Origin of the sequence: Sedimentibacter sp. LTW-03, from assembly GCF_052059825.1 — a bacterium.
GTDB lineage: Bacteria > Bacillota > Clostridia > Tissierellales > Sedimentibacteraceae > Sedimentibacter.
The window spans coordinates 3,508,149-3,522,953 of the sequence record NZ_CP197180.1 but is presented as its reverse complement, the minus strand read 5'-3'; the positions used below and the strand labels follow the sequence as shown (position 1 = coordinate 3,522,953).

The window sequence follows — 14,805 nt, the reverse complement described above, 5'->3', positions numbered from 1 at the left end:
TTCATGCTATAAAATCCTTTTTAGCAAAGGTGTCCTGCCTATTAAGAAGCTTGTTGCCAAACTTCCCATAAACACTGTTATTGCCACAAAAATTACTGATAAAGCAGGGTTGTAGTTAAGTGTATTAATCCCTGCTTTTAATATAAACATGTTGAAAAAATCATGAACAAGGTAGATTCTAAAAGAACAGTCAGATAATATGTATATAAATTTTGAAGTGTTTTGATTAAATTTTATTTTTGAGACTTCATATTTAAAAAAAGTAAATACCGCAATGCTTACAACCATTACGTTAGGGGCAAAATAGCTGTAAAATGTACTGTCCGCCTTGCCCGTCCGCAATGAAATGATATTGGTGAATACATATGTACAAACAAGTCCTAAAATTCCTAATATATAAATAATATTCCTTATGCTTTTATTAAATGTATACTTACTCAAGTAATATCCGCCTACATAATATCCAACATAGCCATATGTGAAAAACAAATCGAATTTATTTATAAATATATCTAAGCCGGTTAAATTGAATATCTTTATTGTTATGGGCAGGACAGATGTAAAAATCACCGAAAGTAAAAGAAAATACTCGGCTGCTTTTTTATCCACCGCAATCTTCCTCAAAAATGGCGTAATAACATACAACCCTACAATCATATATAGATACCATAAATGGTAATGCCCGAACATGAAACTTTTTATAAATGCCTGCCTGTTAAAAGTATCATAGTTTGATATATTTGCATACGCAGCATACAGCAGAGACCATGAGATAAAAGCAATTACAATTCTTAATATATATTTTGAATAAATATCTTTATAGCTAATATTTTTAGCAGGATTCAATAAAAACATCCCGCTTATCATTACAAATATAGGAACTCCAAATCTTACCAGACTGTCATAAAAATTAAATACATTCCATTCATATGTACCTAATGCGGCATTACCCCAGTTACCAGCTGCAACATGGAGCAGCACTACGGAAAATGTAGCAGTTATTCTCAATAAATCAACATATATTATACGATTATTCATTTGTTGCCCTCTTTAGTTAATATACTAATTATAACAAATTTCTAAAATTTTACAATATAAAATAGCCGCTGCCGGCAATCATTAACTAAATGTGCTCAGCACAACGGCTATTTCTTTTTTTATTAAATTAGTAGGGACTTTTTATATTTAGATTTGATTAATCCAGGTATCTGATTCCATTTATTTTTTTAATTCCCAGACCAGGTTCGGTATTCAATGTAATTTTAGATTCATTGAATACTGCTCCGCCTTCTACAGGATCTTCGCTGCAAAGAACAGGTCCATCCAAATCTATTTTAGTTATGATGCTTTTTGCAGCCGCCAAATGAACTGCCGCATTTACACTTACCTTTGCTTCCAGCATGCATCCAATCATGCATTCAACTCCATATATTTCGGCAATCGAACAAATTTTTAAGGCGTTATGCAAGCCTCCTGTTTTCATCAATTTTATATTAATGAAGTCCGCAGCTCTCTTTTGAAGAATTGTCAGAGCATCTTCCGGTGAAAATACTGATTCATCGGCAAGCAGCGGAATTGATACATTGTCTGTTACATACTTCAGTCCATCAATGTCGTGAGCAATAACAGGCTGCTCAACAAATTCTATATCCAGACCTTCATCCTCCATTTTTCTCAGAGCTTTAACGGCTTCCTTCGGCTTCCATCCCTGGTTTGCATCTATCCTGAGCTTCACATCATAGCCGACTGCTTTTCTGATGGCTTTCATTCTCTCTATATCTCTGGCTGCATCCTTACCAACCTTTATTTTTAAGGTTTTAAAGCCCCTGTTTATGGCGTCTATGCTGTCTTTAGCCATTTCTTCAGGATCATTAACGCTGATTGTTATATCTGTAATTATTTCTTTCCTGTATCCTCCTAACAGCTTGTAAAGAGGAGCGTTGTACAGTTGTCCGTACAAATCATACAATGCTATATCTACAGCAGCTTTTGCACTGGAATTTTTTATTACGCATTTGTCAAGTTTGAGCATAATATCTTCAAAATTTTCAATATCCATGCCTATGATATTTTTAATTATATGTTCTTTTAATGCTCCTACTATCGCTCCTTTTGTATCTCCTGTTATAACACCTGTAGGAGGTGCTTCACCGTAGCCTATATTTCCTGTATCAGTATGGATTTCAACAATTATGTCCTCCACACTTTTTACTGTCCTTAAAGCCGTCTTAAACGGGGTCTTAAGAGGCACTGAAATTTCGCCAATTCTTATATCTGTAATTTTCATTTTCGCCCTCCATTTTGAATTAATATTTTGCGCAATTGAAATTTCCTATATTTAACAGCATTCTGAATTGCACTGCTAGTTCGCAAGCTCTTTAATAGCTTCCGCCATTACATTAATGTTTTTCATCAGCGAGTCAATTTCTATATATTCATCGGGCTTGTGTTCAACCATTGGCTCCCCTTTTAAAACAGGGCCAAACGCAACTATATTTTCCATAGCCTTTGCATAGGTGCCTCCTCCTATGGAAATCAATTCTGCTTTTTCACCGAATTGTTCCTCATAAACCTTTTGGAGTTTTTTGATGAATTCAGTTTCTGGTGACACATATAGGCTTTTTTTATGTCTTAAATAAACTTCTTCCAATCTTCCCAGACTGATTTTTTCTTTAAAAGTATCTATGAATTCTTCAAATGTCTTTTTAACAGGATATCTGATATTTATTTCAAGGCTTATTTCATCTTTATTTCCAATCATTGTTCCCAAGTTAAATATGAGTTTTCCCGATATATCATCCTCTAAATAAACCCCTAATTTTTCTCCGTTTAAATCTGTTCCTATGTATTTGTTGAAATAATCAATAAATTCTTTTAAATCTCCTGTGAAATCAAGTTCTCCCAAGAACATCATCAGATGTGTTATCGCGTTTTTCCCATTTTCAGGAGTGCTACCATGAGCAGATATACCATAGCTTTTTACAATTATTAAATCTTCTTTTTCTTCAATTTTTATTTCTTCAAATTTTTCTGAAATTTCTTTTATTTGCTCTTTTTTATTTACAGGGACCATAATTACAGCTTCTGCATAATCGGGAACTACATTTGCAGCAATACCGCCTTTAATAGATTTTAAAATAAAATCACCGTCTTGATTTAATTTTCGTGTATATTTGCCGGTAACAATACCTTTCTCTCCGTTAATTATGGGATAATCGGCATCAGGGGTAAATCCTGCAACAGGAATTTCTCCACCATTGTCAACATAGTACTTTACACATTTACTCCCTGTTTCCTCATTTAGCCCAAAGAAAATTCTGACCCTTCTTTTTAAAGAAATGTTTAAATCTTTGATAGCCTTTAATGCATATAATGCTCCTATTGTAGGCCCTTTATCGTCAATAGTTCCTCTTCCGTAAATTTTTCCGTCGTGTATTTCAGCTGCATAAGGAGGATATGTCCATCCGTCTCCTTCAGGCACAACATCTAAATGACCAAGAACAGCAATCATTTCATCACCTGAACCATACTCGGCATAACCTATCATGTTATCTACATTAACTGTTTTAAATCCTAAATTTTCTGAAAGTTGCAAACAATATTCCAGCGCTTTGTGTGCACCTTCACCAAATGGCATGCCTTTCTTAGATTCCTCTTCAACACTTTTAATTTTGACACATCCCTGAACGCTCTTAATAATTTCGTCCTTCATACTCAATATTTTTTCATTTAACAATTTATCATCACTCCTAGTCTTAATTTTTACAATTAATAGTAATGTATAAAAAATTATATAATATTACATAACCTTTTGTTGTAAACATACCTCTATGTAACTTTTCACCAAATTTTCTTTATTTACCTTGAAAATTTAAGAGTCTGTAAAAGAGAAGTTTCTCTGTTACCAGACTCTTTGTGACGCCTATATATCTCAACGCACAAAAGTTTTTTATTATACACATATTCAAAATCATTGTACAATTTATAGCGCAAGATATCAAGTAGGATGACCTAATAAGCAACTAAGTAAGAAATTTCATAATATAGCCGGTTATCATACCCAGGTAGGTGCCGAACACAGTTCCGAACAGAGCCATTAAAACCCCTACAGGAACCAAAGATCCACTGTAAGTACCTGCCAAAATCGGTGCTGAAGCTACACCGCCAATGTTGGCCAAAGAAGAAACGCCGCATGTAAACAGATCCATTTTCAAAAGCTTGGCAAGAATCACGAACAGCACGCAGTGAATTGCAAGTATCATAAATCCAGCCAAAATCCACATAGGAGCATCATTTAACTCCATAAAGTTTGCACGGGATGCCAGCAAAGCAACTACCGAATAAAGAAATACATTTGAAAGTTCCGCTGTACCGGCAATTTTACCGAAAGGAGTCAACGCACATATCAATCCCAATGCAGTGATAAATAGAACACACCACGTAGCTTTATCTAGAAAGCTCATGCTTTCGTTGAGCAATGCTCCTATATTCTGCCCAATTGCAGATACCAAAAGAGAAGAACCAATCAGAACCATTAAACTGACAAAGGTTATTTCCCTCTTCTGTTCTTTCATTTCTGCTCCCAGATGTGTGCTAACTTCATCTAGGCGAGATGTATCAGCTTTGGTCCACTTATTGAACATGGGTGCAAAGCGAGTTGCCCACAACAGAAACATAACCCAGATAGAATAGTCAATAGAATCAACAACCAGTGCATATGCATAGTCCACTTCACCTACATTAAAAATTTCCTGCAGGGTTGCCATATTGCCTGACCCTCCTATCCAACTGCCGCATAGAGCACCCATTGCTTTCCATGCATCAGAACCCAAAGCACCTTTCATGACAATAAAAGTAACGATGAATCCGATCATGATAGTTAAGCTTCCGGTAAAAAATCCTATAATCATTTTAGGGCCCAATTTGATCATTTTCCGGATATCGCAGCGCAGCAGCATCAGAAAAATCATCGCATACAGAATGTTATTCTTAAGTGCGCTGTAAGCCGGCTTAGTTTCAGCCAAATCCCAGAAGTTAATAGTACAAAGAATCATGCCGATTAGGTAAACAAGAACTATAGGCGGTAAAAGACCAAAGAATTTTTGCACATACTTGTTTTTGATGTACTTCTGTGCTGCCAGCAGGCTTCCGCAAAGCGCACACAGAACCGCAAAATAAGTAAAACCATTTGTAATCATAAAAACCTCCTAGAAATTTATATTCCCGTTTATTTTTTGTTCCACAAAGCCGGGATCTCAGCAGAACATCTATAAAAAAACAAAACCCAGCAAAAGACCGTCAAATTTCCGGTCTCAGGCTGGGTTTCATTTATTCCGATATAGTTGTTACCACATCATATAAATAAAGCAGCTACATATAAAATTTGCTTTTAACTCCTTGATATTTCTTTATGGCATCCTTGTAAGATACAATTACGGCTTTTTGAGAAGTACCGTGATAACGTCTTCTTATTTCCTGTTCTAAATGACAATAGTCGCCGATATTTCTACCTATAAATATTTTCTTGATGAAATCTTCTGTTATATTAATTGTATGAGTACATCCCACATCAACTATTTTATCTGTATCTACATCAACTTCAAATGCTATATAAAACGAATTGTAAATTGTTGTAATGGCATTATCCATATTTGTTCTGGATTCTCCAATTATATAGACGGTTTCTTTCATTAAATCACCACGACTTTATATGAAATCATTTTCTTATGACATTATATATTATCTTAAAAAAAATTTCAATTATTAATTTAGTAAATTCAACAGAGTTCATCTATGTTTTTTTATATCTCCGTCTGCCCCGTTTATATTATAATATTGCTCATTAACATTAATCTATTGTATTTCTATTCTTGCGTTTTCCATCCATTTATCTAATGCAATTTTATTAATAATAAAATTACTTCCAACTTTTACATATGGAAAGTCTATACCTTTTGCGTTAATAACTTTTAATAAATCATTGGTATCTAATCCTAAATATTCGGCCGCAGTATTGATGTCCATAATATCATTGTTACTCTTATTATAGTAAGCTGCATCATTTACGCTCTCAAGCTTTTGTGAAATATCATGCATACCGTTACTAACATAAATTCCATTGAGCTCCATACCCTTATATATTATAAAAGAACTTATAATAATAGATATGGACAAACAAATAACTGCAATCAAAAACGTTTTTTCTTTTAGCATTACATCCTCCTACATTATAATATTTAACTTATAGTGTAAAAATACTTATTATAATAAATATGTTCCTAAATATTTTTGAAATCGATAATGTCTGCTGCTCTCTCATATAATGCCAATAATATGCAACCTACTCCGTAGCATATAATGTCTTTCCAGTCAAATACTGAACCCATTGCCACTCTACAAAACGCATTTCCATTCAGTCCCAAAATATTAACTATTCCAATATATTGCAGAAATTCAACAAACACTGCAAATAAAAATATCCAAAGGGGCAGCAATTTAAATTTCTTTGAGAAAACCATCCGTATTGCACAATAAATTACACCAACAACCAATATATCCCCTACGTAGGGTCTAATAAATTCATCATGAACATATAACGCAATATAAATTTCTGTTAACACAAGCAATATAAATGCCACAGCATATTTTATTCTATTCCCAGCTTTGTTTTTTCTATAAGTATCCACAGTATTTCCTCTTCTCTAGCTCATTTTCGGCCTACCTATTTATTCAAAAATTTTACTTTCTTCTTTAAGACGCTTGATCAGTGATGAATATTTTGCCGTGTAAACAGCGAATAAAACACCAAGACTTAAACGTAATAAATATCAATATATTTTTGTTTCATAAGTTCCACCTATATCGAAAAATATTATGCTAAATTTTAAATCTGTATCCTGATCCCCATACGGTTTCAATACACTGGCATCCTTCAGGGTTCGTGTTAATTTTTTCTCTTATTCTTGCTATATGTACGGTTACTGTTGTTGTATCTGACAAAGCATCATATCCCCAAACCTTTTCAAACAGCTCTTCTTTGCTAAAAACTCTATTTGGATTTTCAGCTAAAAATAAAAGCAGATCAAATTCCTTCTGGGGTAAAAAAACTTCAGTGTCTTCCATAAAAACTCTTCGGTCCTCTTTATCAATATATAACGCTCCTATTCTTATGAGTTTTTTCTTTGAATTGTTGTTAAACCTTTCATATGTTTTCAGATGGCTGTTTACTCTTGCAACCAATTCACCCATGCTAAAAGGCTTAGTTATGTAATCATCAGCACCTAAGTTCAATCCTTTAATTTTATATATTTCATCGGACTTTGCAGACACAATAAGTACCGGTATTTGTTTTGAATCGTATATCTCTTTTAATATATCAAATCCACCTTTTTGAGGAAGCATCAAGTCCAAAATAACCAAATCAAATCTATCATTTTTCATATACTCAAGACCGGTGTCACCATCGAAAACACAAATAACCTCATAGCCACTCATTTCCAAATAATCCTTTTGCAGCTCTGATATGCTTTTATCATCTTCAATAATTAATATCCTTTTCATGCTATTTCCTCTCAATTAGCTTTTTTAAAGAAATAATAATGGAAGCACCTTCGCCAATTTCAGAAATTGCCCAAATTCGTCCACCTGAGACTTCCACTATCTGCTTTGCAATTGCAAGTCCCAAACCGCTTGAACCCTCAACTGCCCTTGCAGTATCTGCCCTGTAAAACCTGTCAAAGACATAGGGCAAGTCATCCTTGCTGATTCCTTTGCCGTTATCCTTAAACTCTATTATAACTGATGAATTTGTTTCTCTTAAAATAATTTTCAGTTGACCGGATTCTTTTTCAATGTTTCTCTTGGCATTATCTAATATATTTTGTATCACGCGTTTAAATTTTTCACTATCTATTGTTACGAAATATATATTTGAAAGTTCATTCTCTAAAATTATACTCTTATTTTCACGTTCAAATTCTGCTGAGCTATCCTCAACACAACCTTCCATATATTTCACAATATTAACTTTTTCTTTTTCAAATGGCATTTGATTTAAATCCAGCTTGGAATATAGCAGCAAATCCTCTATCATGGTGTTTATCAGCTTTGTTTTATCTACGGCTTTTGATAAATAATACTTCTTCTTTTCGTCAGTGTCAGCAACACCGTCCAGAACTCCGTCTATATATCCTCTTATGGATGTAACAGGGGTTTTAAGATCATGTGATATGCTTGATATTAGGAATTTCCTGTTTTCGTCATATTTTTGCTGATAGTATATGGAATTTTTAAGCTGAAGACGCAGCTGTTCTACAGCGCTTCCAAGCTCTCTAATCTCACCATAGCCATAATCTGTAATTGCTGTTTCAAGCTCGCCGGTTCTTAACTTCTCAGTTTCTCTTGTTAAATTTGTAATGGGCTTTATTATATTTTTCATATTTTGCTTTTGTATAACTGTGCTTGCTGAAACAAAGACTATCAGAAAAGTTATAAAAACCAACACAATAAGGAACCTATAATTATCATCTGCATTTATAACAGGATTAAGAGTTATTATCGTATATTTGCCACCATTTGATGTTGTAAAGCTTTCTGCATTTATGCTGTAATTTCTATCCCCATTGTCATAATAATTATTTTTAACACTTATATTCATCAGCATTTCTTTAATTTGCAGTCTGCTGAATTCCTCATTATTATATATAATATTATCGTCTTCCATAACGATTACGGCCGTTTCCCCCAAGCCGCCGGAAATAGGAGACTTGTTTAATAAATTATAAAAGCAGACATAGGCATAACCGACACATCCGGTAATAATAATTGTGCCTATGAGCGTCATCATACTTTGTGTTAAAAATCTTTGTTTTAAATCCATAAAATTGTCCTAAATATCCTTATTTTCAAACAGATAATATCCTGCTGTAAATAACATTATACCGTAACCTAGCAAAATTAGAAATATCCTGAGTATTTTGCTGAAATTTATATAGCTCCCTAATATCAATCTATACCAATCAAAAGCGGATGTAAATAATAAACTTTTTAAGTACGGAAAAACCAAGCCTAATCCATTAAACACCAAAAACACAAGAATAGAAAGCATAAAAGCACTTGTTGGTCCCTTGGTAATATTTGAAATCAAGACAACCGCCAATGCAAAGATAAAAATCGGAAAGAATTCCATGATATATGCAATTAATATTTTAAAAAAATTTGGCATACTTCTGTTTATAAAGAAAGAAATCATAAGGGACAAAATCATTACAAAAATGAGGTTAGCCATAATAAATCCGGCAATTCCAAGAATTTTCCCCAAAAATACCTTAAATCTTGAAGCAGGTCCTGTAATAGTAAGTTTAATCGTATGCTCTGCAAATTCTCCGGCAAACATATCAACACAGATAAAAACAGTAAAAAGAGGGAAAAATGTGTAGCTTAAAACTGTCAAAGCCATAATTGAAAATTCTGAGCTTCCCGTTATACCTATTCCTACAAAATTATTCAAGGCATATACTGCAATGGCTGTAACAATAACTGATAAAAAAGAAAATATCAATGCTACTATGACCTTTTTCTTTTTAGATATTTTAAATATTTCGTTTATGTATATTGCTTTAAGAGTCTGCATTCATATTACCTCACTTAAATAATAATTCTCCAAAGAAGAATAATTTTTTAGAATACTATGTGTGCTGTCTACACCTAAAAGCCTGCCATTATACAGAATGCCAACTTTACTGCATGTGAGCTCTATGTCATGTATTAAATGACTGGATATGAAAAATGTTGTTTTGTGCTGTTCTGACAAATTAAGTATTAATTTCCTCATCTCTACCATACCTTCAACATCTAACCCATTTAAAGGCTCGTCCAAAATTAAAATCTCAGGATTTGATATAATTGCCATAGCAATACCGATTCTTTGCTTCATTCCCAAAGAATAGTGCTTTATCTTCTCATTTTTATATTTAATAAGCCCTGTAATCTCCAGACATTCATCAATTCTCACTCCATCCACATCATCATGGAACCGTCCACACAGCTTCATATTTTCATATGCAGTCAGATAAGGAAAGGGCGTTACGCTCTCTATAATGCAGCCGACCTTTTTCATTGCCTTTTCATAGTCCTTTGAAATTCTATAACCGTTTAAAAAAACATCACCCTTGTCAGCTTTCATAAGGCCTACCATAACTTTCATTGCAGTAGTCTTCCCCGCTCCATTTGGTCCTAAAAATCCGAATATTTCCCCACGGTCAATTTCCAGATTAATGTCCTGTATTCCGCGATTATTTTTATAAATTTTCGAAAGATTTTCGATTATAATTGCTTTATCCAAAATTACCTCCCGCAAATGGTTTAGGGACGCAAAGATCAAAGTCTTCACGCCCTTTAATTATACTGTTATTCTAATATTTTGATGAAACGACTGTCAAAATCATCATCATAAGTTGAATATGAATACCCATCCACATTTCCATTATCATCTTCACTAAATTCAACGTCAAATGATACGTTGATATTTTGTAATCCTTCACGATGGATAATTCCATTTTTCTTTTCGCCGTTACTGTCCGTATAATTCAGTACCGTGTAATGTCTTGACTCCCCATATTTTGAAGTAAACTCAAAGTTTCTTACCGTATCAGGTTCATATCCTTCATTATAAGTCTCATAATATCTGCCTTTTATGCTGTCGTCATCAACAGAGGTTATCTCTATTATTCTTTCACCTTGTTTTACAAAAGAATTATCCACCTCTTTCACAATGTCGTTTTTATATTTTCCGATATATTTCGTATCAAATTCAAAGCCTTCTTTAGTATAAGTAACTTTTTGTCCGGCTAAGTTTGGAGCTGTGACAACTGTATTATTAATATCTTTTATGTCAATTGAAAATTCAACAGTATAAATGTGTTCAGTACCGCTATTGTCCTCTGCTGACATACTTGCAGTAAAAATACCACTTTCTATAATTCCCTCTTCATTTTCAATTGCCTTGCCTGATGCTTCTATAACATAGATATTTGATTTAGGGTATGGAACCTCCAGCCTTTTCGCCGTATATTCACTAATTATTGAATATTTTAATGCAAAGGATGAAACAGCATTCACAAGAGGAGGGATTTCTGTGTTTGATATATTACCCATATACATTTTCTTTCCGCCTGATTCCTCGATTTGAATAATATCCTCTAGGCTTCCTACAAACGCATCCATAATTTTTTCTGCATCCATTACTTGTTCTTCTTCAAAGGGATTTTCAAATATTTTTCTGTCACTATTATCAGATTTTTGTTTCTTTATAACATTATATGAACCATCCTCGAAATTTTTATATATATACTGATTTTCATCAATGTACATATATCTATCCCTTATTTCACCTTTTTCAAGATTTGTTCCGCTTGTTTCCTGAGCTTGATTTGCAATGTCAAATTTTGTATTATCAGTTGATTCTATAAAAGTTTCTCCATCAACTTTTAAAGATATAATGACATCAACATTAAAGTTATCAACCTCGTTTGTCAATCTTTCCATTGTTGTCTTTGCAGAATCTTTCAAGCTGTGATATCCCGAACCAAGCATGATATCTGCAAAGGCTGATGTTGCAAAAACCAATACACCCAGAATAAAAACAGCAAATATAGCTGATCTTTTATTAAAATTCATTTTCCTGCCTCCAATATATAATTAATCACCCTATAATCATAAACGTTTATGTAATTGTATATACATAATACATTGTCAGTCTTGAATAACTATAAACTAATTATTAACAATTTATTAATTTTAAGTTTTTCCTATTAAATAAAAAGACCGAGAGTAACTTTGAATACAGACCTTAGAGTGATGAAAAAAATATCGCTCTAAGGTCTGTCCCAAAAGTTCTCTAAAATTCTATTTCTCTATAAGCTTACCTGCTTCATATTTATATAATTTATTTTCAAAAGCCTTGCCATTGGTGACTTTCGCCAACAGTATGTGCTATCTCATTGGTTCTGTCATAATATTTATTTCTTGAATTTCTCCAGTGATTATATTAAATAATTCTTCATAAGCATATCCTGATATAATTTTATAAACTTCATAATTTCTTCCCCTGATACCTAATTGTTTTCTATCATAAATATAAATATCATAGTAAGTATCATAGTTACTTTTAAAATGCAATATATAGGTCTCTTTAGCCTTAGGATGATAAGTTGTCTGCATATTATTTGAAAACACTGATTTCCTTACCCCTATGTTTTCTATAATACTCAAAATATTATTTATAATTTCCGGATTATCAGTAGTTACTATTTGATCTTCAAGCCAAAACCCTCTATACACATCTATAGTCAATTCACTAATATAAAAATCATTTATATCATGTCCTTCTTTTTCGGCTATTGTTTCTTTATGGAACTTAAATACCTCATTATTTACTTCGGACATTTTTTCATAACTAAATATAAATATGCTTATAGAAAGTAATACTAATATTATTATTGAAATCACTGTTCTTCTCACACAAGCCCTCCTAAATAACACTAAACAAATATAACTCCCCTATTTGCACTTAATTTTTGTAAAGTTATAATATAACCTCTGACAAGCAGTAATAATGCAGCAGTAACAATTTTTAGTTAAACTTCTTATAATGAAGAAGTCTGTTTTCTAGAGTACCTGTATGCAGTTCAAAAAGATGGTTATCATAATCATAAAAATATATTGAACGACTCTCTTCTGTAACTCTGTCCCTTCCTCTTTTTATCTCTAATCCGAGCTTTTCTATTCTCTTAAGATACATTTCATAATCTGATTCATCTATTTTAAATGCTATATGGTTATAACTTCTTTCGCATTGGTTGCCTTCCATAACAGCTATCCAAAGATTTTTTATTAAAAAGAACTTCTCTTTTGATATAGAAAATTTATTTTCTCCGCTATTATATACTTCTTTAGCTTCAAATATTTTTTCAAAAAAGGTTGTTGCCTTATCTAAATCTTCAACAATAAATGTTATATGACTAATTTCAGATATCAAATTTAATGCCCCTTTCTCTTCTACATAAAACCAGATTTCAACATGAAATTTCACGTTTATAATAAGCATAAGAGTCATTTTCATTTTTGTGTTCTTGCATGATATTTTCTTTATTAACAATCAAAATATTATCTCTTACAATTTTTTACTAAAATCTTATTTATGAAATTTGATGAACCTTCTAATATTTAATCGATTATATCAACTTTAAATGGAAATTCTTCAGCTTTTCGTTCTTCAAAATCAACTTTATATCCGATATCTTCTTTATAAAAGAAACCTTGTTTTAATTCTATTTTTACATAACACATATTTTCATCATTTTCGTCATTGTGCGCAAAATACCATGGTTCAAACACTTCTATCAATTTCTGTCTGATTGCATGATTCTCTTCTAATAATGGATGCCCTATATTGCGAGCAATACCACTGAATCTATATAGTTTATTGCACATTGATATCTCAGGATTTTTTTCAATGTCTTTTACTTTCTTTGATTTTGCGTAGGTAACAATATAAAAGGCACAATCATCATAAAAAGTATCAACAAACCTGACCGACGGAATATTATCATTTGATGTTGCTAAAGCAAATTGATAATCTCTTGCAAATAACTCTTCCAAAATATATAAACTTTTTTCATATTTGGTCATTATCAATCTCCTTTAAAATTCTATCAATTATTCCTGACGGATTAATGATTTTTTTCATAGTGTATTCATGTCCGTTTAATTGCATATCAACCGAATTACCTGTTTCTATTGCAATATTCCAAAATTCATCATATGTAATATCCGGATTTACCTGACAAGATAGTGCATATACACCTGCAATATAAGGTATAGTCCAGCTCCATACATTTTACCATCAGTTGTTATAATTATAACAGATCCTATAGCATAGGCTACATTTTCTTGCTGTTTTATTAATACCATTTCACCGCTTTCAGATTCCTGCCAACGCCAATAAGAATCATCATTTTTAATTAAACCGCCATCGCATAGAGTACGAACGTTATCAACTACTGTCATATAAGGAGTATTTGCAACTGTAAACGCTTTATTTTCGTATCCATCATCCGAATAAAGAAAGACTTTTCCATCACCTTGTCATTCAATAATATCTCCGCTCTCATTATAAAAATTGTATTCAGCTTTATTATTACCATCTAAATCGTCAAAAAAGCTAATAGATGGGTTAACATTAATTTCTTTGCTTTTAATTTCTCCATTATCCATTATTCGCTCTATTCTGCTAAGATTGGGATTATTACTGATAATAAATAAGCTTTTATTAATTGAAACTTCATTAGTTATGAGCTCCGAAATTTCTTCTCTTACCTTATTAAACTCATATATAGTAATATTGCTTGCTTTTTCAGTAATTTTGTCTGGTTCAATAACATTAAGAAGTTCATATTTGCCTTTATTATTTACTTTGAAATGTGCATAGCCAACACCTTGATACTCATCTTTGCTACTTAGTATATAGCTCACGAGTCTATGGTTATCAATAACAATCGAATTATATATAGTTATCGATTGATTGGTATTAATATTTTTTGAGATTAGTTTTTCCATTGAAGTTACAGCATCTTGAGGACGAGACATCACAACATATATTGTCAAAACAAGAATCATACTTATTGCAAAAATCCATTTCTTATTCTTCATAACTTTAACCCCTAAAATTATATTATTTAAATTCCTTTTACGACGCTTAATTTTCACTTGTAACGAATGAGAAAACAATTCAATTCCAAATTGCAA

Annotated in this window: 16 protein-coding genes; all 16 read right to left on the bottom strand. The window is 32.3% G+C overall.

Translation table 11 applies throughout. The features are described from left to right. Positions 1-6 precede the first annotated feature (6 nt). The gene (locus ACS3UD_RS17040) at positions 7-1,038 is read right to left on the bottom strand and encodes an acyltransferase (protein WP_308138441.1); all 1,032 of its coding nucleotides are present in this window, start codon (positions 1,036-1,038) and stop codon (positions 7-9) included. Between the two features lie 157 nt (positions 1,039-1,195). Next, entirely contained in the window at positions 1,196-2,287 is a 1,092-nt protein-coding gene (locus ACS3UD_RS17035) for a dipeptide epimerase (protein WP_308138442.1), read from the bottom strand. Positions 2,288-2,362: 75 nt separating this feature from the next. Beyond that, positions 2,363-3,736 (bottom strand): dipeptidase PepV, encoded by a 1,374-nt coding sequence (pepV, locus tag ACS3UD_RS17030; protein ID WP_374049890.1) that lies wholly within the window; start codon positions 3,734-3,736, stop codon positions 2,363-2,365. A 286-nt stretch (positions 3,737-4,022) separates the two neighbouring features. Further along, on the bottom strand, positions 4,023-5,198 hold the full coding sequence (locus ACS3UD_RS17025; RefSeq protein WP_308138444.1) for a DUF819 family protein: 1,176 nt from the start codon (positions 5,196-5,198) through the stop codon (positions 4,023-4,025). A 172-nt stretch (positions 5,199-5,370) separates the two neighbouring features. Then, positions 5,371-5,691, bottom strand: coding sequence for a DUF3870 domain-containing protein (locus ACS3UD_RS17020; RefSeq protein WP_213924888.1), 321 nt, complete (start codon positions 5,689-5,691; stop codon positions 5,371-5,373). Between the two features lie 162 nt (positions 5,692-5,853). Beyond that, the gene (locus ACS3UD_RS17015; RefSeq protein ID WP_308138445.1) at positions 5,854-6,213 is read right to left on the bottom strand and encodes a helix-turn-helix domain-containing protein; all 360 of its coding nucleotides are present in this window, start codon (positions 6,211-6,213) and stop codon (positions 5,854-5,856) included. A gap of 65 nt (positions 6,214-6,278) precedes the next feature. Beyond that, positions 6,279-6,686 (bottom strand): DUF2809 domain-containing protein, encoded by a 408-nt coding sequence (locus ACS3UD_RS17010; protein WP_308138446.1) that lies wholly within the window; start codon positions 6,684-6,686, stop codon positions 6,279-6,281. A gap of 190 nt (positions 6,687-6,876) precedes the next feature. Continuing rightward, on the bottom strand, positions 6,877-7,560 hold the full coding sequence (locus ACS3UD_RS17005; RefSeq protein WP_308138447.1) for a response regulator transcription factor: 684 nt from the start codon (positions 7,558-7,560) through the stop codon (positions 6,877-6,879). Position 7,561: 1 nt separating this feature from the next. After that, positions 7,562-8,878, bottom strand: coding sequence for a sensor histidine kinase (locus ACS3UD_RS17000; protein WP_308138448.1), 1,317 nt, complete (start codon positions 8,876-8,878; stop codon positions 7,562-7,564). Positions 8,879-8,887: 9 nt separating this feature from the next. Next, positions 8,888-9,631, bottom strand: a complete 744-nt coding sequence (locus ACS3UD_RS16995; RefSeq protein WP_308138449.1) for an ABC transporter permease — start codon at positions 9,629-9,631, stop codon at positions 8,888-8,890. Further along, a complete protein-coding gene (locus ACS3UD_RS16990; RefSeq protein WP_308138450.1) occupies positions 9,632-10,342 on the bottom strand; it encodes an ABC transporter ATP-binding protein in 711 nt (236 codons plus the stop codon). It abuts the gene before it with no gap. A gap of 65 nt (positions 10,343-10,407) precedes the next feature. Next, positions 10,408-11,676 (bottom strand): hypothetical protein, encoded by a 1,269-nt coding sequence (locus tag ACS3UD_RS16985; protein ID WP_308138451.1) that lies wholly within the window; start codon positions 11,674-11,676, stop codon positions 10,408-10,410. Positions 11,677-11,991: 315 nt separating this feature from the next. After that, the gene (locus ACS3UD_RS16980; protein ID WP_308138452.1) at positions 11,992-12,519 is read right to left on the bottom strand and encodes a hypothetical protein; all 528 of its coding nucleotides are present in this window, start codon (positions 12,517-12,519) and stop codon (positions 11,992-11,994) included. Between the two features lie 112 nt (positions 12,520-12,631). Further along, entirely contained in the window at positions 12,632-13,036 is a 405-nt protein-coding gene (gene fosX, locus ACS3UD_RS16975) for a FosX/FosE/FosI family fosfomycin resistance hydrolase (protein WP_308140147.1), read from the bottom strand. 188 nt (positions 13,037-13,224) lie between these two features. Next, positions 13,225-13,689: a pyridoxamine 5'-phosphate oxidase family protein gene (locus ACS3UD_RS16970; protein ID WP_308138453.1), complete on the bottom strand. Its 465-nt coding sequence runs from the start codon at positions 13,687-13,689 to the stop codon at positions 13,225-13,227. A 456-nt stretch (positions 13,690-14,145) separates the two neighbouring features. Further along, a complete protein-coding gene (locus tag ACS3UD_RS16965) occupies positions 14,146-14,709 on the bottom strand; it encodes a hypothetical protein (protein WP_308138455.1) in 564 nt (187 codons plus the stop codon). Positions 14,710-14,805: the final 96 nt, after the last annotated feature.

Coding starts and splice junctions, on each gene's coding strand:
- ACS3UD_RS17020 (WP_213924888.1), bottom strand. CDS start 5,691: ATGAAAGAAACCGTCTATATAATTGGAGAATCCAGAACAAATATGGAT.
- ACS3UD_RS17040 (WP_308138441.1), bottom strand. CDS start 1,038: ATGAATAATCGTATAATATATGTTGATTTATTGAGAATAACTGCTACA.
- ACS3UD_RS16970 (WP_308138453.1), bottom strand. CDS start 13,689: ATGACCAAATATGAAAAAAGTTTATATATTTTGGAAGAGTTATTTGCA.
- ACS3UD_RS16995 (WP_308138449.1), bottom strand. CDS start 9,631: ATGCAGACTCTTAAAGCAATATACATAAACGAAATATTTAAAATATCT.
- ACS3UD_RS17000 (WP_308138448.1), bottom strand. CDS start 8,878: ATGGATTTAAAACAAAGATTTTTAACACAAAGTATGATGACGCTCATA.
- ACS3UD_RS17005 (WP_308138447.1), bottom strand. CDS start 7,560: ATGAAAAGGATATTAATTATTGAAGATGATAAAAGCATATCAGAGCTG.
- ACS3UD_RS17015 (WP_308138445.1), bottom strand. CDS start 6,213: ATGCTAAAAGAAAAAACGTTTTTGATTGCAGTTATTTGTTTGTCCATA.
- ACS3UD_RS17035 (WP_308138442.1), bottom strand. CDS start 2,287: ATGAAAATTACAGATATAAGAATTGGCGAAATTTCAGTGCCTCTTAAG.
- ACS3UD_RS17025 (WP_308138444.1), bottom strand. CDS start 5,198: ATGATTACAAATGGTTTTACTTATTTTGCGGTTCTGTGTGCGCTTTGC.
- ACS3UD_RS16985 (WP_308138451.1), bottom strand. CDS start 11,676: ATGAATTTTAATAAAAGATCAGCTATATTTGCTGTTTTTATTCTGGGT.
- ACS3UD_RS16965 (WP_308138455.1), bottom strand. CDS start 14,709: ATGAAGAATAAGAAATGGATTTTTGCAATAAGTATGATTCTTGTTTTG.